We start from the raw sequence: 18,136 nt of genomic DNA on the forward strand, positions 1-18,136 counted from the left end.
TACTATTTTTGCCAACTGAATTATAAGAATAAATTTCAACGTTTTTCAGTAGATAAAACTTAAATTAATAGTAATGATTTTACCAATTGTAGGATATGGTGATCCTGTTTTAAGAAAAGTGGGTGAGGCGATTACGCCAGATTATCCCGGTTTAAAAGAAACAATAGCAAACATGTACGAGACCATGTACAACGCTTATGGCGTAGGTCTGGCTGCACCCCAGGTTGGTATAGCGATTCGTTTGTTTGTTATTGATACGACGCCTTTTAGCGATGACGAAGATGTATCGACAAAAGAGCAAAAAGAGCTAAAAGGTTTCAAGAAAACTTTTATCAATGCTAAAATTGTTAAAGAAGAGGGTGAGGAGTGGAGTTTTAACGAAGGCTGTTTAAGTATACCGGATGTTCGTGAAGATGTTTACAGAAAACCAACTGTTACAATTGAATATTGTGAAGAAGATTTTGTAATGAAAACCGAAGTTTTTGACGGATTGATTGCAAGAGTTATTCAACATGAATACGATCATATTGAGGGTGTTTTATTTACAGATAAAATATCGTCTTTGAAAAAGCGTTTGATTCAAAAGAAATTGAAAAATATTACTGAAGGCAAAACTTTTCAGGAATATAGAATGAAGTTTGCAGCGGCAAAAAAAGGAAGATAAAAACGATGTTCTTAGAGAAGAACATTAAACAAAAAAGAAATTCTTAATACTAATTTTAATAAACATGAATTTAGAGAAAATTTTAGCCATTTCAGGGAAACCGGGTTTATATGTATTGAAAGTACAAACTCGTACAGGTTTTGTGGCAGAATCATTAATAGACGGAAAAAAAATTACAGTAAACTTAAAAAGTAATGTAAGTTTATTATCTGAGATCTCAATTTACACTTACGAAGGAGAAAAACCTTTAACAGAAGTTATGCAAATCATTGCTAAAAAAGAGAAAAATGGTCAGGCGATTTCGCACAAAGAAGATAATGCTACATTAACAGCTTACTTTAAAGAAATTTTACCGGATTTTGATGAAGAAAGAGTTTATCCTTCAGATATTAAAAAAGTATTAAACTGGTATAATACACTTCAGGCAAAAGGTTTAGTTACTGATTTAGCTCCTGCTCCAGCAGAAACAAAAGAAGAAAAAGCTCTCGCTACAGAAGAAAAACCAAAGAAAGCTCCGGCTGCAAAAAAAGCAAAAGCTAAAAAAGAAGAAGAATAATCATCTTCAATTCAAATATACTGATCCTGTTAAGATTTTCTTGACAGGATTTTTTACTTTTACTACATTCGGTTTACAAACCAAAAAAAACATCAAAATGAGTAAAGAACTTCAACTTCAGGCTTTCGAAAGATTATTAATTATTATGGATGAGTTGCGCGAACAATGTCCTTGGGATAAAAAGCAAACTTTGCAAACCCTTAGACATCTGACAATTGAAGAGACTTATGAATTGGGAGATGCTATTTTGGACAATGACTTAAATGAAGTAAAAAAAGAATTGGGAGATTTACTGTTGCATATTGTTTTCTATGCAAAAATTGGCTCAGAAACAAATGATTTTGATATCGCAGATGTTTGTAATGAAATTTGCGAAAAACTAATTCATCGCCATCCACATATTTATAGCGACACAGTTGTAAAAGATGAGGAAGAAGTCAAACAAAACTGGGAAAAACTTAAATTGAAAGAAGGTAAAAAATCGGTTTTAGAAGGAGTTCCTAGAAGTTTGCCTGCACTAGTAAAAGCAAGCCGAATTCAGGATAAAGTAAAAGGTGTAGGTTTTGATTGGGAAGAACCGCATCAGGTTTGGGATAAAGTTCAGGAAGAATTACAAGAATTACAGGTAGAAGTCACGGCTGGCGATCAGGATAAAATCGAAGCTGAATTTGGAGATGTATTATTTTCGATGATTAATTATGCCCGATTTTTAAATGTAAATCCCGAAGATGCTTTAGAGCGAACAAATAAAAAGTTTATTAAACGTTTTCAATACCTTGAAAGTAAAGCAGGTGAATTAGGAAAGCCTTTAATGGATATGACACTTGCAGAAATGGATGTTTTTTGGAATGAAGCTAAAAAACTCTGATTATTCAGCTATTTTTTTTAATGCTTTTACATTTTTAAGAACGATTTTTTTACCAACCAATTCTATCAATTCTAATTTATTAAAATCAGATAGTAAACGAATACAACTTTCAGTGGCAGTTCCGATCATACCGGCTAATTCTTCTCTGGTAAGTTGTATTTTTAATGTTTTATCATCGTTTTCTCCATAAAAATCATGTAGATAAAGCAATGTTTCTGCCAATCTTTGTTTTACAGTTTTTTGTACCAATGCAATTTTATCGTTTTCAGATTCTTTCAAATCCTCACAAACAGATTGCATCAACTTCATAGAAAATTGATTATTGTTATTAAAAAAGCCAATAATTTCAGATTTTGGAATAAAACAAACTTCCATATCAGCAACAGCTTTTGCCGTTAAATTAGCAGGCTCATTACTAATCATAGAACGTTGTCCTAAAAGTTCTCCAGATTTAACGAGTTTTATAATTTGGTCTTTTCCGTTGGCGCTCAGCTTTGAAAGTTTTCCAACACCATCTTTTACACAAAAAACGCCATTGGTTACTTCACCTTCCTCAAAAATAGCATCTCCCTTTTTTATGGTATAAGTAGTTTTGCTATTGGCAAGTTTAATGACTTCATCCTTATTTAATGCTTGTAGAGAAGTAAGCTGGCGTACGATACATTGGTCACATTTATTCATGACAAGAAATTTTATGCAAAATTAACCAATAATAGTATCTAATTACATAATAATTTGATAAAAAAAAGCAATTAAAAATGTAATGCAGTAATTGGCCTTTTTTAATTTATTAATTTAGAATCATAATTTAATAAACTATGATAAAAGTCATATTTATAGTCTTTTGCAATTTATAAACTTTGCATAAGTTAAAAAAAACAAATTATGAGCGAGCAAGGTTGTTTTCATTGTGGCTTGGCCATTGATAAAAATGAAGAAATCAATTTTGATGAAAAAAAGTTTTGTTGTAATGGCTGTAAAACAGTTTACGAAATTTTTAGTCTTAATGATTTAACCTGCTATTACGATTTTGAAAAATCACCTGGCGCTACTCCACAAGATATTCAGGGCAAATATGATTTCCTTGATAATGAAGCCATCTTATCAAAAGTTCTCGAATTTGAGGAAGGAAACACAGCCATTGCTTCATTAAACATTCCTCACATTCATTGCAGTTCTTGTATTTGGATTCTTGAAAACCTAAACAAATTACAGTCAGGAATAAGTGTTTCTCAGGTTAATTTTCCAGAAAAAAGAGTTCGAATTACTTATAACTCAGAAATTGTTTCCCTTAAAAAAATTGTGTATTTGCTAAGTTCCATAGGCTATGAGCCTTATATTAGTTTAGAAAATTACGAAACCGGAAAAAATAATATTGACAGAACGCTTACTTATAAATTAGGAGTTGCCTTTTTTTGCTTCGGAAACATAATGTTGCTCTCATTTCCTGAATATTTTGAAATAAAAGAATTTTGGCTCGATAATTATAAACCTTTCTTTAGAGCTTTAATTTTTATTCTCTCATTGCCTAGTTTTTTATATTCGGCAGGCGGTTATTATGTTTCTGCCTATAAAAGTATTAAAGCAAAAATGTTAAACATTGATATTCCTATTGCTTTAGGGATTATTGTCATGTTCATCCGAAGTACTTTTGATATGATTATGGATTACGGTCCTGGCTTTTTTGACAGCTTAACAGGTTTGGTTTTCTTCATGCTGCTCGGAAAAATGTTTCAAATTAAGACCTATAGTTTTTTAAGTTTTGAAAGAGATTTTAAATCCTATTTTCCTATTGCAGTTACGAGAATTAATCAGGATACTTCTGAAGAAAGTGTTCCTATATATGATATTTTAAAAGGCAATCGTTTATTAATTAGAAATCAGGAATTAATTCCCGTCGATGGAATTTTGATTAGCGAAAAAGCCGAGATTGATTATAGTTTTGTAACAGGAGAAGAAGTCCCAATAACTAAAAAATCGGGAGATAAAATATTTGCAGGAGGAAAGCAAATTGGAAAAATTATCGAAATGGAAGTTTTGCATTCGGTTTCACAAAGTTACCTGACACAATTGTGGAGTAATGAAATCTTTCAAAAAAATGTAGATCAAAAACATAAAACCATTACAGATGCCATTAGTCGGTATTTTACACCAATATTATTATTAATTGCTTTTGCAGGTTTTGGCTATTGGATATTTATTGATGCCAATATAGCTTTTAATGTTTTTACTGCGGTACTTATTGTAGCGTGCCCTTGTGCACTGGCTCTTACAGCGCCATTTACTTTTGGAAATATTTTGAGAATTTTAGGAAAGCGAAAGTTTTACCTGAAAAATGCTCTGGTAATCGAGCAATTGGCAAAAGTTGATACGATAGTTTTTGATAAAACCGGAACAATTACAACAAATAAAAAAGCCAGTATTACCTACGAGGGAGATTTGATTTCTGACGAAAATAATGTGCTTATCAAAAATGTACTTCGCGCTTCAAATCATCCTTTAAGCAGAATGTTATATGATTTTTTACCGGAAACAAACAAAATTAAAACAGATGATTTTCAGGAAATAACCGGAAAAGGAATTCAGGCAATAATTCAGCAAAAACAAATTCAGATTGGCTCTGCTGAATTTGTACGGAATTCGGTTTCAGATACATCCGAAATTGAAAAAACTTCACTTCATATTAAAATTGATAATGTTTATTATGGCAGGTTTGTATTTAAAAACCAATATAGGGAAGGTTTGCAGGAGTTGTTTTTAGAACTAAGTAAAACATATCAAATCAAAGTATTATCTGGTGATAATGATGGAGAGAGAGAAAGTCTCGAAGCCATTTTACCTAAAAATACCGAGCTAATTTTTAATCAAAAACCTGAGCAGAAACTTGATTTTATAAAGAAACTTCAGGAAAAGGGACAAAATGTAATGATGGTTGGCGATGGTTTAAATGATGCCGGTGCTTTAGCGCAAAGTAATGTCGGAATTTCTATTTCAGAAAATGTGAATGTTTTTTCTCCTGCCTGCGATGCAATTTTAGATGCAGGTGAATTTTCACGACTCAGTTATTTCTTGAAATTATCGCATAAATCAATTTCAATAATCAAGATGAGTTTTACTTTGTCATTGCTCTACAACGTTATTGGTTTATCTTTTGCTGTTACCGGCAATTTACTTCCTTTAGTCGCGGCCATTATTATGCCATTAAGTACAATTACTATTGTAAGCTTCGTGACTTTAATGTCTAACTATTTCAGCAACAGTAATTTAAAATAGTTATAAATAATTGTAAGGTAATTTTTCTTACTTTTAACATATCTTTTCAATTATGATAATTATCATATTTTACATGCCTGTTACCTACTAATTTTGTTAACATAAATTTAGGGTATGAGTGTCATTTATCTATTAATTTCAGTAAGTATTTTTGTCGCAATCTGTTTCTTTATTGCCTTTATTGTCGCTGTAAAATCAGGACAATATGATGATGATTATACACCCTCGGTCAGAATGCTTTTTGATGACGAGACAAAAATTACTTCGAAGAATAATATTTCACCAACCGAAGAAAAACAAGTATAATTATGGAAATGGAACAGTTTTATTACGACAACAAAATTGTAAAAAAATTCATTTACGCCACTATCCTTTTTGGAGTAGTGGGTATGTTAGTAGGACTAACCCTGGCGGTTATGTACCTTTTTCCCAACATGACAGATGGGATCTCCTGGCTTAGTTATGGTCGTTTAAGGCCTTTGCACACCAATGCGGTTATTTTTGCCTTTGTTGGAAATGCATTTTTTGCGGGTATGTATTATTCGTTACAGCGATTGCTAAAAGCCAGAATGTTTAGCGATTTTTTAAGTAATTTACATTTCTGGGGCTGGCAGCTTATTATTGTTGCCGCAGCTATTACTTTGCCTTTAGGATATACTTCTTCAAAAGAGTATGCAGAATTAGAATGGCCAATTGATATTGCCATAGCGTTAATCTGGGTAGTAATGGGAATCAACATGATAGGTACAATGTTAAGACGTCGAGAACGTCATTTGTATGTGGCTATTTGGTTTTATCTTGCAACGTTTGTAACAGTTGCTGTTTTACATATTTTCAATAATATCGAACTTCCGGTTTCTGCTCTTAAAAGCTATTCAGTGTACGCAGGAGTTCAGGATGCGCTTGTACAATGGTGGTACGGGCATAATGCGGTTGCCTTTTTCTTAACAACACCGTTTTTAGGTTTAATGTATTACTTTGTTCCAAAAGTAGCCAACAGACCAATTTATTCTTATCGTTTATCAATTATACATTTCTGGTCTTTGATCTTTATTTATATCTGGGCGGGACCGCATCACTTATTATATTCAGCTTTACCAAACTGGGCACAAAACTTAGGAGTAGCGTTTTCTGTAATGTTGATCGCGCCATCTTGGGGAGGAATGATCAACGGACTTTTAACTTTAAGAGGCGCGTGGGACAAAGTACGTGAAGAGCCGGTTTTAAAGTTTTTCGTAGTAGCAATTACCGGATACGGAATGGCAACTTTTGAAGGTCCGATGCTTTCGTTAAAAAATGTAAATGCTATCGCACACTATACGGACTGGATTATTGCTCACGTACACGTTGGAGCTTTAGCCTGGAATGGTTTCATGTCATTTGGTATCATCTATTGGTTAGTTCCAAGAATGACAAAAAGCAAATTATTCTCCACTAAATTGGCAAATTTCCATTTCTGGATTGGTACATTAGGAATTATATTATACGCTTTGCCAATGTATGTTGCAGGTTTTCTTCAAGCCTCAATGTGGAAACAATTTAATCCTGACGGTACTTTGACTTACGGAAATTTCCTTGAAACCGTTACGCAAATCATGCCAATGTACTGGATGAGAGCAATTGGAGGTACTTTGTATTTAGTTGGTATGCTTACATTGGTTTACAATATTATCATGACAGTTAAAGCTGGTGAAACTGTAGAAGATGAATTAGCTCAGGCTCCGGCATTGCAAAGAATAAGCAGTGGCAGAATAAATGGAGAAAAATTCCATTCATGGTTAGAAAGAAAACCAATTCAATTGACCATTTTGGCAACCATTGCTATTTTAATTGGAGGTGTAATTCAGATTGTACCAACAATTATGGTAAAATCAAATATTCCAACTATCTCTAGTGTAAAACCTTATTCGCCATTAGAACTTGAAGGGCGTGATTTATATATCAGAGAAGGTTGTGTAGGTTGTCATTCACAATCAGTTCGACCATTTAGAAGTGAAGTAGAGCGTTACGGACCACAAGCAAAAGCAGGCGAATTTGTATACGATCATCCATTCCTTTGGGGATCAAAACGTACAGGTCCTGATTTGTTGAGAGTTGGAGGAAAATATAATGATAATTGGCATTTTAACCACTTTTGGAACCCACAAAGTATTTCTGCCGGTTCAATCATGCCGGGTTATAAATGGTTATTTGACAATAAACCGATGGATATTTCTTTAACCCAAAAGAAAATGCAGGCAATGGTTTCTTTAGGTGTTCCGTATTCTGAATCTGAAATTTCAAATGCGCAGCAAACATTAAGAACTCAAGCAATATCAATAGAGAAAAGTCTTGAAAACGATCCTGATTTTGTGAAAAGTTATGAGGAAAGCAAGAAAAAAGCCGCTGCAAGAGGAGAACAATTTGTCCCTATGAATGAAAGAGAAATTGTGGCTTTAATTGCTTATATACAAAGACTTGGAACAGATATTAAAGTAAAAGAGACTAAATAATACTATTATGTTCGAACAAATAAAACACAATATGGAGAATATATCGGGTATCGAAATTTACCCGATTCTCTCTCTGCTGATATTTTTCTTCTTTTTTGTATTCCTAGGTCTTTGGGTTTTTACTTATAAAAAAGAAAAAATTAAGGAGATGAGTCAAATACCTTTAGAGGAAGGAAATAGTTTAATTTCAAAAGATATTTAAAATGAAAAAATTTTTCCCAGTATATTTAAGAGTACCGGTGATTTTCTTCATCGTTTTCGGATTGATGGAATATTGTATAGATTCAGGCGACAGAGCCGCTTTTATAAAATATCCAATGGTTTCAGTTTTTTTATTTGTATTTCTGTTCATTTTAATTGCAATTGAAATTACGTTAAGTGCTGTAAATCGTGTGATGTATCAATTAATGTCACCGGAAGAAAAGGCTCAGGCAGACCATGAAAACAGTTTAAGCCTAAAAGAAAGTACCTGGTATAAAGAACTGATGCACAAACTTACCAAAACGCAGCCTATAGAAAAAGAAGGCGATTTGTTAATGGATCACGATTATGACGGTATTAAAGAGTTAGATAATAACTTACCGCCATGGTGGGTGTATTTATTCTACATCTGTGTTGTTTTTGGAGTGATTTATTTTGCCCGTTATGAAATGTTTGGAGGTGATGATCAGGAAATGGAGCTTAAAAAAGAAATGGCTCAGGCGAAAATTGACGTAGATGAATATCTTAAAACAGCACCTGATTTAATGGATGAGAAAACCGTTGTTTTACTTACGGATAAAGAAAATTTGGATGCAGGGAAAGAAATTTTCACAACAAATTGCGCTGCTTGCCATCGGGCAGATGGTGGTGGACAAATCGGACCAAACTTAACAGATGATCGTTGGATTTTGGGCGGAGGAATTAAAAACCTGTTTCATACGATAACAAATGGAGGTCGTGATGGTAAAGGGATGATTGCCTGGAAAGGAACCCTAAAACCTAAAGAAATTCAAAAAGTAGCCAGTTATATTTTGTCTTTACAAGGAAGTAATCCAAAAGATCCAAAAGAATCAGAAGGTGAGGTTTGGGCAGATGACACTGCTCCGCATCCTGATATAGCAAATGGAAAACCAGCCGATAGTACCGAAGTTAAAAAATAATAAAACAATCATGTCAAATTTACCAGACGAAGCATTTAGAGATACCATTGGAACTATTGATGAAGGTGGTAAGAGAAAATATATTTTTCCTAAGAAACCGTCTGGTAAATTCTATGATTATCGAAAATGGGTTAGTTATGTGCTATTGGCCATATTAGTTGCTAATCCTTTTATAAAAGTAAACGGAAACCAATTTATGATGTTCAATGTTTTGGATCGTCGTTTTAATATTTTTGGTTTTCCATTTTGGCCGCAGGATTTTTATCTCTTTGTAATTTCAATGCTCGTTGGTATTGTTTTTATAATATTGTTTACAGTTGTTTTTGGAAGAATATTTTGTGGATGGATTTGTCCGCAGACTATTTTCTTAGAGATGGTTTTCCGCAGAATCGAATATTGGATAGACGGTGATCGCGGTGCACAGCTCCGTTTGTCAAGACAAGAGTGGAATGCAGAAAAAATTCGAAAAAGAATCACGAAATGGATTATCTTTTTCCTGATTTCTTTTGGTATTGCCAATGTTTTTCTTGCTTATTTAGTGGGTAGCGATACCTTGTTTTTAATGATTGAGCAAGGACCAATTCAGCAAGCCAGTAATTTTATTGCATTACTTATTTTTACAGCGGTTTTTTATTTTGTTTTTGTCTGGTTTCGTGAACAGGTTTGTATCATTGCCTGTCCTTACGGAAGATTACAAGGTGTGCTTTTAGATAATAAATCGATAAACGTCGCGTACGATTTTGTGCGGGGTGAAAAGGAATTAGGACGTGCCAAGTTTAATAAAAAGGAAGACAGGGTTATTACCGGAAAAGGAGATTGTATCGATTGTCATCAGTGTGTGCATGTTTGCCCAATGGGAATTGACATTAGAAACGGAACACAATTAGAATGTACAAATTGTACTGCCTGTATTGACGAATGCGATTCTATAATGGATTCTGTTGGTTTGCCCAAAGGACTTATTCGTTATGCATCTGAAGATGAAATTGCAAAAAAAGAGCCTTTTAAGTTTACTGCCAGAATGAAAGGCTACACTGCAGTTTTATTCATTTTATTAAGTGTTTTTGTTGGAATGCTTTTTTTACGTGCCGATGTTCAGGCGATTATTTTGCGTTTGCCAGGGCAACTTTTTCAACATAAAGGCGACAAAATTAGTAATGTTTACACCTATAAGATCGTCAATAAAACAATGAAGGATTATAATGATATTCATTTTGAATTGATTGATCAAAAAGGAGATATTAAAAATGTTGGAAGTGAACATTTTAAAATTATAAAAGAAGGAATTTCACAAGGAACTGTTTTTATAGAAATTGATCAGGCTATTTTAGAAAGTGATAAAACCAAAGTAAAAATAGGCATTTATAACGGAAAAGAGCTGCTTGAAACCACCACGACAAACTTTTTAGGACCGCGAAGTTTTAATTAAAAAATAATACCATGAAAATAAATTGGGGAACCGGAATAGTAATAGCATTTGGGTTATTTATGACCTTTATTCTATATTTTGTTTTTGAAGTACAGTCAAATAGTAAATATGATAATGATTTGGTTGTAGAAGAATATTACAAACATGACTCGCATTTTCAGGATGAAATGGCCCGAATTCAAAATGCACATGATTTACAGCAGAGACCAACTATAAAATATGTTACCGACGGAGTAGAAATAATTTTTCCTGCAAAATTTGAAAGTGATAAAATAAAAGGAAACATCTTATTATACAGACCTTCAAACAAGAAATTCGATTTTAATACCACTATTGCTTTAATAAAATCTTCATTGTTAATTCCTAAAAATAAGCTGATCAAAGGCCGCTGGGATGTTAATATGGAATGGCAATATGATGGTAAAAAATACTTGTCAAAAGAGGTTGTTTATGTAAATTAATAAGACGGAAAATGTTGTATTCTGCTTTCATATTCGGACTAATTAGTAGTTTTCATTGTATAGGAATGTGTGGCCCTATTGCCATGATGTTGCCTGTAGATCATCAAAATGAAGTGAAGAAAACAACTCAAATTGTTACTTATCATATTGGCCGTTTAACAGCATACACTACAATTGGGTTAATTTTTGGATTACTGGGAAGAGGTTTTTTTCTGGCGGGATTACAACAAAAAATGTCTGTTTTTATTGGTGTATTGATGATAATTGTGGTTTTGATTCCGGAAAAAATGTTTTCGAAATACAATTTTTCAAAACCGGTTTATAAACTCATTTCAAAAATAAAATCTAATTTAGGAAGTCATTTCAAGAACAAAAATTATAAATCCCTTTTTATAATAGGGCTTTTAAATGGCTTTTTGCCATGCGGAATGGTCTATGTAGCTCTATTTGGAGCAATAGCCATGCAGAGTGCCGGTTATGGAGTTTTGTACATGCTTTTATTCGGATTAGGCACTATTCCTTTAATGACGGCGGTTGTATATTTGCATTCTTTATTAAAAATGTCCTTCAGAAATAAAATACAAAAAGCAATTCCTTATGTTGCTGTGATTATTGGTGTTTTATTTATTCTTAGAGGTTTAGGACTTGGAATTCCGTACTTATCTCCATCAAATATGAGTTTATTTGTGCAGCAAGCTCCTAATTGTCACTAAACCTTAAACCGTCATAGAAAACAAGCTTGTTTCTGGAGATTTTCTTTTTAGATGTAAATCAAAAGCCATGCAAATATTACGTACAAAAGGTCTTCCTGATTCTGTAATTTTAATTTTATTTTCTTCAATCACAATTAAATTGTCTTTTTCTATTTCTTTTAAATCTGAAATTACATTTCCAAGATCTTTAAAATAAAGGTTTTCATTGCTCCATGAAGTTTCAAATTCGCATGTTAGATCTAGAATATGTTTTCGAATGATTAAATCTTCATTCTCAAGAATGTGTCCTTTTACAATAGGCAGTTTATCCCATTCCAATAATTGATAATAATCTTCCAGGTTTTTAGTGTTTTGAGCAAAACTGTACCAGCTATCGCTAATAGATGATACACCTAAACCAATCATTAATTGTGTTTTTGAGGCACTATATCCCATAAAATTTCTATGGAGTTTTTTGTTTTGAGAGGCTTTGTACAAACTATCTGATTGTAATGCGAAATGATCCATTCCAATTTCGTGATAACCATTTTTAGAAAGTACTTGTTTTCCTATTTCGTATAGTTTTCTTTTTTCGGCATCTTTTGGAAGATTCTCTTCATCGAATCCACGCTGACCATTTCCTTTTATCCATGGCACGTGTGCATAGCTATAAAATGCTAATCGGTCTGGTCTTAACGAATTTGTTTTTTCCACGGTATCCACGACATCTTCAATTGTTTGATATGGCAGTCCGAAAATAATATCATGACCTATAGAAGTGTATCCAATTTCTTTTGCCCAAAAAGTTACTTTTGCAACATTATGAAAAGGCTGAATACGATGAATCGCTTTTTGTACTTTTTCGGCATAATCCTGAACTCCAAAACTTACACGTCGAAAACCTAAATCATATAATTTTTTAAGTTGTTCGTAAGTTGTATTATTTGGATGCCCTTCAAAACTAAATTCGTAATTCGCTGCCTTATTGGCAAAACAAAAAATTCCGTTAATAAGATGTTCTAAGTTATTTGTTGAGAAAAATGTTGGTGTTCCTCCGCCTAAATGTATCTCTTTTATTAAGGGCTTTTCTGGAAGTAATCTGCAATACAAACTCCACTCTTTTAACAGCGCTTTTATATAAGTTTCTTCAACTGAATGATTTTTTGTAATACGTTTGTTACATCCGCAAAAAGTACACATGCTTTCGCAAAAAGGCAAGTGAATGTAGAGGCTAATTCCGTTTTCTGAATTGCTTTCTGAAAACGCTTTCTGAAAAGATTTTATCCATTTTTCCTGGCTAAAACCAGCTTCGTTCCAATACGGAACAGTTGGATAGCTCGTATATCTTGGACCTGGGACATTGTATTTTTGGATCAGCGAAATTTTCATTAGAGTACATTTTTGGACTATCAAAATTAACAGACCGTCTTAAAACATAAAATGATAAATGTCATATTTATCGTAAAAAAAAGAGACTCAAAATGAGCCTCTTTTTACTGAATTAAATAACTAACACTAAATAGAATCCTGAATGATTTTAAGCCATTGTTTTGCAAACTGATGATCCTGATAAGCACTTATTTGCTTAATTCTGTCGTCGTCAAAATCATAGAATGGAATCGTAATTTTTTTTGATGTTTCTTTTTCCTGAAACTCAAAATCAATTTTTAAGATTGTATCTGAATTTCCGTCAGTGGTTGGAATCAATTTGCAGGATGAAACTGTTTTCAAATCTACAAACGTTGATTCTTGTTTATTGGGATTGAAATTCATTAAAATAAATTTTCTGTTTTTTTGATCGATCGTCAGCGTTTTATTGCTTTGAGATTCTGTTAAATCAAAATTTTCCGGATTTTCCGGATTGAATTTCTTTTTAATATTTAAAATCTTTGATCTGTTTGCAGCACTCGATCGTGCAGAAAAATATATCGGAATGGCTACTATGATCGCAATCACAATACCAATTATAGTTACACTTGTATCCATTATGTTTTTAAAATTTTGAATTAAATTAAATGAAATAATAAACTGTTTTCGTTGTTGAAAACGGGTAGATTAATTTTTGAAGAAGATATTCTTCACGCTAAGTTTCATCAATTTAATTACCAAAAATAATGGAAAGGATAGAGCAATAAAGATATTTTCTTGCTCTGATTTGAGAATTGATTGGAAAAATTTGTTGTTGATTTTACAACCTTATGACAGGGAATTGCCATCAATAAAGAGTCAAACCACTTAATTAAAACTGGCTGACTTGTTTTTATATTTGCCGCAAAATGATAACTGGCTTGTGGTTGTATAAATTCTGATGTATCAGCATTTTCTATTGAAAAGGCAGGACTCGTTTTTTTATTTTCAATTTTTGGTACAGCACCTTCACTTGCCTGAAATGCAAATAAAGTGATGATCAAAAGTGATACAAAAATAATGGTTTTACGAATCCAATTCATGGTGGCGAAATTAGTTCATAAAATACAATAAACGAAACTTAAAAATGCTAATTAATGTTAAAAGAAGACATATCTATCCCCAACAAATAAAAAAAGTCAGGGATAAATTGTTTTTATTGCTGCATTTTGAAATAATAATCGGCTGAATGTTTTCCGCCTCCATAAATTAAAAAGAAAATACAAAGTAATAATACAACTATTGCTAAAATTAAGCTTTGAGAATGCATGTGTCCCATAAAATTAATAAGGACAGCTCCAAATAAAATGGGTAACTGAGCAGCTATTGCCCAACGGGTAAGCAGCCCAAAAACAATCATAATCCCGCCAATCATGTGAGCTGGCGCGATGTAATGCAAAAGAAACATTCCGCCTCCATATTGATCAATGGGAGAAATTAAATCATGTAAATATTGAGCATTGGTTACAAATGAAACTCCTTTCATAAATAAAAAAACGCCCAATACAATACGTACTAAATCTACTGGTAAATAAGTGTGCGAATTGGCCCATTTATTTAAACTTTTCACATTTTCCATGATACTACGCTGATTAAAAATTACATACTAAGTTACTAATTTTTAATGAGATAGTGATTTTTTAAAGCTTAAAAATAAATTATGCATTATTTTTTTGCACATTTTATGAAAATCTGAAAAACTAAACCTGAATAACGCCTAAATTAAATGGTTTTTGAATAGGAGCATGATTGGCAGCTTCGATTCCCATAGAAATCCAGGTGCGTGTATCTAGAGGATCGATAATAGCATCCGTCCATAACCTTGAAGCAGCATAATAAGGCGAAGTTTGTTCGTCGTAGCGTGCTTTTATTTTGTTGAATAATTCAGTTTCTTTGGTTTCGTCTACAATTTCTCCTTTCGCTTTAAGCGAAGAAGCTTCAATTTGCGCCAATACTTTTGCAGCCTGAGTTCCGCCCATAACGGCAAGTTCTGCACTTGGCCAGGCAAAAATTAATCTTGGGTCGTACGCTTTTCCACACATGGCATAATTTCCTGCTCCGTATGAATTCCCGACAATGACAGTAAATTTTGGCACAACTGAATTACTAACCGCATTTACCATTTTTGCACCATCTTTTATAATTCCGCCATGTTCAGATTTTGATCCAACCATAAAACCGGTAACATCTTGTAAAAACACCAATGGAATTTTCTTTTGATTGCAATTGGCAATAAAACGCGTCGCTTTATCGGCACTATCAGAATAAATTACACCGCCAAACTGCATTTCGCCCTTCTTGGTTTTTACGACTTTTCTTTGATTAGCAACAATTCCAACAGCCCAGCCGTCGATTCGGGCATAACCTGTTATAATAGTTTGACCATAGCCATCTTTATAAGCTTCAAACTCAGAATTATCAACCAAACGATTGATAATTTCCATCATATCATATTGCTCGTTTCGTGCTTTTGGCAGAATTCCGTAAATGTCTTTTGGTTCAAGAGCTGGTTTTTCGGCTTTGATTCGGCTGTAACCGGCTTTGTCAAAATCCCCAATTTTATGTACTATATTTTTTATTTTATCAAGAGCATCTTTATCGTCTTTTGCTTTATAATCTGTCACGCCGGAGATTTCGCAATGCGTTGTTGCTCCGCCTAAAGTTTCATTATCAATAGTTTCTCCAATGGCCGCTTTTACGAGATAACTTCCAGCCAGAAAAATACTTCCGGTTTTATCTACAATTAAAGCTTCGTCACTCATAATAGGCAAATAAGCTCCTCCGGCAACACAGCTTCCCATTACGGCAGCAATTTGAGTAATTCCCATGCTGCTCATTTGGGCATTATTTCTGAAAATTCGGCCAAAGTGTTCTTTATCAGGAAAAATTTCATCCTGAAGTGGTAAATAAACCCCGGCACTATCCACTAAATAGATAATTGGCAATCTGTTTTCCATGGCAATTTCCTGCGCACGAAGATTCTTTTTTCCTGTAATAGGAAACCAGGCTCCCGCTTTTACAGTTGCGTCATTTGCCACTACAATGCATTGCTTTCCTCGAATATATCCTATTTTAATAACAACTCCTCCAGAAGGGCAGCCACCATGTTCAGCATACATTCCGTCTCCAACAAATCCTCCAATTTCAATACTTTTTGAATTTTCATCAAGCAAATAAGCGATACGTTCACGCGCTGTCATTTTGCCTTCGGCATGTAGTTTTTCAATACGTTTTTCTCCTCCGCCCAACTTTATTTTGGTGAATCTTTGCTTTAATTCAGAAAGTAATAGTTTATTGTGATCTTCGTTTTTATTGAAGTTTAAATCCATAAGAAATTGTGGTTTTTACAAAATAGTGTTGGCTAATTTACAAAATCAATTGAAACCCACATAATAAATTATATTCTTTAAGCAGAATAAAATCAGATTTATTGCTATTTTAAATTATAAACAAAATTCACTTTTTTTGGCTTAATTTGCTGTTTCATACTAATCAGTATTTTTTATGTCTAAAGCTGCAAACACCCGACTTACAATTCTTCAAAAAGCATTTGAATTGATTTATTCAAAAAGTTATCAAACCACAAGCATCGATGATATTATTGCGACAACTCAGGTTACAAAAGGTGCTTTTTATTACCATTTTAAAACAAAAGACGAAATGGGTGTTGCTATTATTGAGGAAATTTTGAAACCTACAATGCTGGAAAGTTTTATAAAACCGGCAGAAGATTCAGCAAATCCGATTGAAGATTTTTATAACATGATTTCATATTTACTTCTCGGAGATCCCTTTTTGCAGGTAAAATATGGATGCCCGGTTGGAAATTTAACGCAGGAAATGACGCCATGGAATACTCAGTTTAGTAAAGCCCTGACTGAATTAGTTGATCAATGGAAAATTACTATTGAAAAAGCTGTTGCAAATGCTCAAAAATTAGGATTAATAAGAAAGGATGTAAATGGCGAACAGATTGCTTATTTTATAATGTCCGGTTATTGGGGAATACGAAATTTTGGAAAATTACAAGATAATAATTCCTGCTATATTGTTTATTTAAAAGAGTTTAAGAATTATTTGAATAGTTTAAAATAAATTCAATTTCAAAAACATACTAATTAGTATGTTTTTGAATATATTTGCATTGTCTAAATCAAAAAACAATGTATCAAACTTTTTTAATTTGCCATTCTTTTCTTAGATGGCTCGTATTAATAAGCTTATTGTATTCTATTTTCAGGGCTTATAAAGGTTATTCTTCTCAATTATTATTTACCAAAACTGATAATGCTGTTCGACATTGGACAGCAACAATTGCTCATATCCAATTAATTTTTGGGATTTTAGTTTACGTACAAAGTCCGATTGTGAAATATTTTTGGAAGAATTTTTCAGAAGGAATTCAAAATTCTGAAACTGTGTTTTTTGGTATACTTCACATTTTCCTGATGTTAACCGGAATTGTTTTAATTACAATTGGTTCGGCTTTAGCCAAAAGAAAAAAAGCAGACAATGACAAGTTTAAAACGATGTTATTGTGGTTCTCAGTTGCCTTATTGATCATTTTTATTGCCATTCCCTGGCCATTTTCTCCATTTTCAAACCGACCTTATTTTAGATAATTATGAAACATTTACTTCAGACAAACATTGGAAGATTACGCATTATTGGATTTTTAGAAGGAACATCCTTATTGATATTATTATTTATTGCTGTTCCTTTAAAGTATGTTTTTGCAGAACCATTTCTGACCAGAATTATGGGAACAATCCATGGCGCTTTATTTTTGCTTTTTATCTTTAATACTATAAGTGTAGGAGTAGAGCAGAACTGGAAATTTAAAGACACGACATGGAAAGTGCTTTTAGCCTGTATGATTCCGTTTGGGACTTTTTATATTGATGCTAAAATTCTAAGTAAAATTGAAATAATGTCTCAAAAATAAAATCAATTAAATTATGGTTTTAGTATTTAAAACAAATGTCAATTCTTCTTCAAAAGTAAAAAAAATTGCACCAAAATTGAATACCCTATTTCCGAATTCGAAATGGAATTTTGATCTTGAAGATTGTGATCGAATTTTACGATTTGAGTCGGATAATGATATTATGAAAGAGATTATTTTTTTGATGAAAATTTTGGGGTTTGAATG

The 18,136-nt window shown here is 32.8% G+C and carries 20 protein-coding genes; 14 read left to right on the plus strand and 6 right to left on the minus strand.

Annotated elements, in window-relative coordinates; translation table 11 throughout:
* Nucleotides 1-73 precede the first annotated feature (73 nt).
* The 3 genes from def (at nucleotide 74) to mazG (ending at nucleotide 2,088) form a co-directional block, all read left to right on the plus strand.
* A complete protein-coding gene (gene def, locus SD960_RS14000) occupies nucleotides 74-664 on the plus strand; it encodes a peptide deformylase (protein WP_042564191.1) in 591 nt (196 codons plus the stop codon).
* 64 nt (nucleotides 665-728) lie between these two features.
* Complete coding sequence (locus SD960_RS14005) at nucleotides 729-1,220, plus strand: DUF5606 domain-containing protein (protein WP_318804053.1); 492 nt, start codon at nucleotides 729-731, stop codon at nucleotides 1,218-1,220.
* 97 nt (nucleotides 1,221-1,317) lie between these two features.
* Nucleotides 1,318-2,088: a nucleoside triphosphate pyrophosphohydrolase gene (mazG, locus tag SD960_RS14010; protein WP_264537028.1), complete on the plus strand. Its 771-nt coding sequence runs from the start codon at nucleotides 1,318-1,320 to the stop codon at nucleotides 2,086-2,088.
* Here the strand turns inward: mazG and SD960_RS14015 are convergent, their stop codons facing one another.
* On the minus strand, nucleotides 2,089-2,769 hold the full coding sequence (locus tag SD960_RS14015) for a Crp/Fnr family transcriptional regulator (RefSeq protein WP_318804054.1): 681 nt from the start codon (nucleotides 2,767-2,769) through the stop codon (nucleotides 2,089-2,091).
* Between the two features lie 204 nt (nucleotides 2,770-2,973).
* Between SD960_RS14015 and SD960_RS14020 the strand changes: the two genes are divergently transcribed.
* The 8 genes from SD960_RS14020 to SD960_RS14055 all read left to right on the plus strand — a co-directional run bounded on the left by SD960_RS14020 (nucleotide 2,974) and on the right by SD960_RS14055 (nucleotide 11,598).
* Nucleotides 2,974-5,361, plus strand: coding sequence for a heavy metal translocating P-type ATPase (locus tag SD960_RS14020; RefSeq protein WP_318804056.1), 2,388 nt, complete (start codon nucleotides 2,974-2,976; stop codon nucleotides 5,359-5,361).
* Nucleotides 5,362-5,475: 114 nt separating this feature from the next.
* Nucleotides 5,476-5,667, plus strand: a complete 192-nt coding sequence (gene ccoS / locus SD960_RS14025; protein WP_042564196.1) for a cbb3-type cytochrome oxidase assembly protein CcoS — start codon at nucleotides 5,476-5,478, stop codon at nucleotides 5,665-5,667.
* Nucleotides 5,668-5,669: 2 nt separating this feature from the next.
* On the plus strand, nucleotides 5,670-7,853 hold the full coding sequence (gene ccoN / locus SD960_RS14030) for a cytochrome-c oxidase, cbb3-type subunit I (protein WP_318804060.1): 2,184 nt from the start codon (nucleotides 5,670-5,672) through the stop codon (nucleotides 7,851-7,853).
* A gap of 7 nt (nucleotides 7,854-7,860) precedes the next feature.
* Nucleotides 7,861-8,055, plus strand: a complete 195-nt coding sequence (locus SD960_RS14035; RefSeq protein ID WP_318804061.1) for a CcoQ/FixQ family Cbb3-type cytochrome c oxidase assembly chaperone — start codon at nucleotides 7,861-7,863, stop codon at nucleotides 8,053-8,055.
* A 1-nt stretch (nucleotide 8,056) separates the two neighbouring features.
* Nucleotides 8,057-8,995: a cbb3-type cytochrome c oxidase N-terminal domain-containing protein gene (locus SD960_RS14040; RefSeq protein WP_318804062.1), complete on the plus strand. Its 939-nt coding sequence runs from the start codon at nucleotides 8,057-8,059 to the stop codon at nucleotides 8,993-8,995.
* Between the two features lie 10 nt (nucleotides 8,996-9,005).
* Complete coding sequence (gene ccoG / locus SD960_RS14045; RefSeq protein WP_318804064.1) at nucleotides 9,006-10,424, plus strand: cytochrome c oxidase accessory protein CcoG; 1,419 nt, start codon at nucleotides 9,006-9,008, stop codon at nucleotides 10,422-10,424.
* A gap of 11 nt (nucleotides 10,425-10,435) precedes the next feature.
* Nucleotides 10,436-10,885, plus strand: a complete 450-nt coding sequence (locus SD960_RS14050; protein ID WP_318804066.1) for a FixH family protein — start codon at nucleotides 10,436-10,438, stop codon at nucleotides 10,883-10,885.
* Nucleotides 10,886-10,896: 11 nt separating this feature from the next.
* Entirely contained in the window at nucleotides 10,897-11,598 is a 702-nt protein-coding gene (locus tag SD960_RS14055) for a sulfite exporter TauE/SafE family protein (RefSeq protein ID WP_318804067.1), read from the plus strand.
* A 3-nt stretch (nucleotides 11,599-11,601) separates the two neighbouring features.
* On the opposite strand, the gene hemN is transcribed toward SD960_RS14055, so the two are convergent.
* The 5 genes from hemN to SD960_RS14080 all read right to left on the minus strand — a co-directional run bounded on the left by hemN (nucleotide 11,602) and on the right by SD960_RS14080 (nucleotide 16,313).
* A complete protein-coding gene (hemN, locus tag SD960_RS14060) occupies nucleotides 11,602-12,966 on the minus strand; it encodes an oxygen-independent coproporphyrinogen III oxidase (RefSeq protein WP_318804069.1) in 1,365 nt (454 codons plus the stop codon).
* A gap of 126 nt (nucleotides 12,967-13,092) precedes the next feature.
* Entirely contained in the window at nucleotides 13,093-13,563 is a 471-nt protein-coding gene (locus SD960_RS14065) for a hypothetical protein (protein ID WP_318804072.1), read from the minus strand.
* Nucleotides 13,564-13,679: 116 nt separating this feature from the next.
* Nucleotides 13,680-14,027 (minus strand): hypothetical protein, encoded by a 348-nt coding sequence (locus SD960_RS14070; RefSeq protein ID WP_318804073.1) that lies wholly within the window; start codon nucleotides 14,025-14,027, stop codon nucleotides 13,680-13,682.
* A 113-nt stretch (nucleotides 14,028-14,140) separates the two neighbouring features.
* On the minus strand, nucleotides 14,141-14,563 hold the full coding sequence (locus SD960_RS14075; protein ID WP_318804074.1) for a DoxX family protein: 423 nt from the start codon (nucleotides 14,561-14,563) through the stop codon (nucleotides 14,141-14,143).
* 121 nt (nucleotides 14,564-14,684) lie between these two features.
* On the minus strand, nucleotides 14,685-16,313 hold the full coding sequence (locus SD960_RS14080; protein WP_318804077.1) for an acyl-CoA carboxylase subunit beta: 1,629 nt from the start codon (nucleotides 16,311-16,313) through the stop codon (nucleotides 14,685-14,687).
* 175 nt (nucleotides 16,314-16,488) lie between these two features.
* Between SD960_RS14080 and SD960_RS14085 the strand changes: the two genes are divergently transcribed.
* The 3 genes from SD960_RS14085 to SD960_RS14095 all read left to right on the plus strand — a co-directional run bounded on the left by SD960_RS14085 (nucleotide 16,489) and on the right by SD960_RS14095 (nucleotide 17,929).
* Complete coding sequence (locus SD960_RS14085; RefSeq protein ID WP_318804079.1) at nucleotides 16,489-17,079, plus strand: TetR/AcrR family transcriptional regulator; 591 nt, start codon at nucleotides 16,489-16,491, stop codon at nucleotides 17,077-17,079.
* 68 nt (nucleotides 17,080-17,147) lie between these two features.
* Entirely contained in the window at nucleotides 17,148-17,606 is a 459-nt protein-coding gene (locus SD960_RS14090) for a hypothetical protein (RefSeq protein ID WP_318804082.1), read from the plus strand.
* Nucleotides 17,607-17,608: 2 nt separating this feature from the next.
* A complete protein-coding gene (locus SD960_RS14095) occupies nucleotides 17,609-17,929 on the plus strand; it encodes a DUF3817 domain-containing protein (protein ID WP_318804085.1) in 321 nt (106 codons plus the stop codon).
* The last annotated feature ends 207 nt before the right edge of the window (nucleotides 17,930-18,136 follow it).

Origin of the sequence: Flavobacterium sp. MMLR14_040 (assembly GCF_033657265.1) — a bacterium.
Classification (GTDB): Bacteria; Bacteroidota; Bacteroidia; order Flavobacteriales; family Flavobacteriaceae; genus Flavobacterium.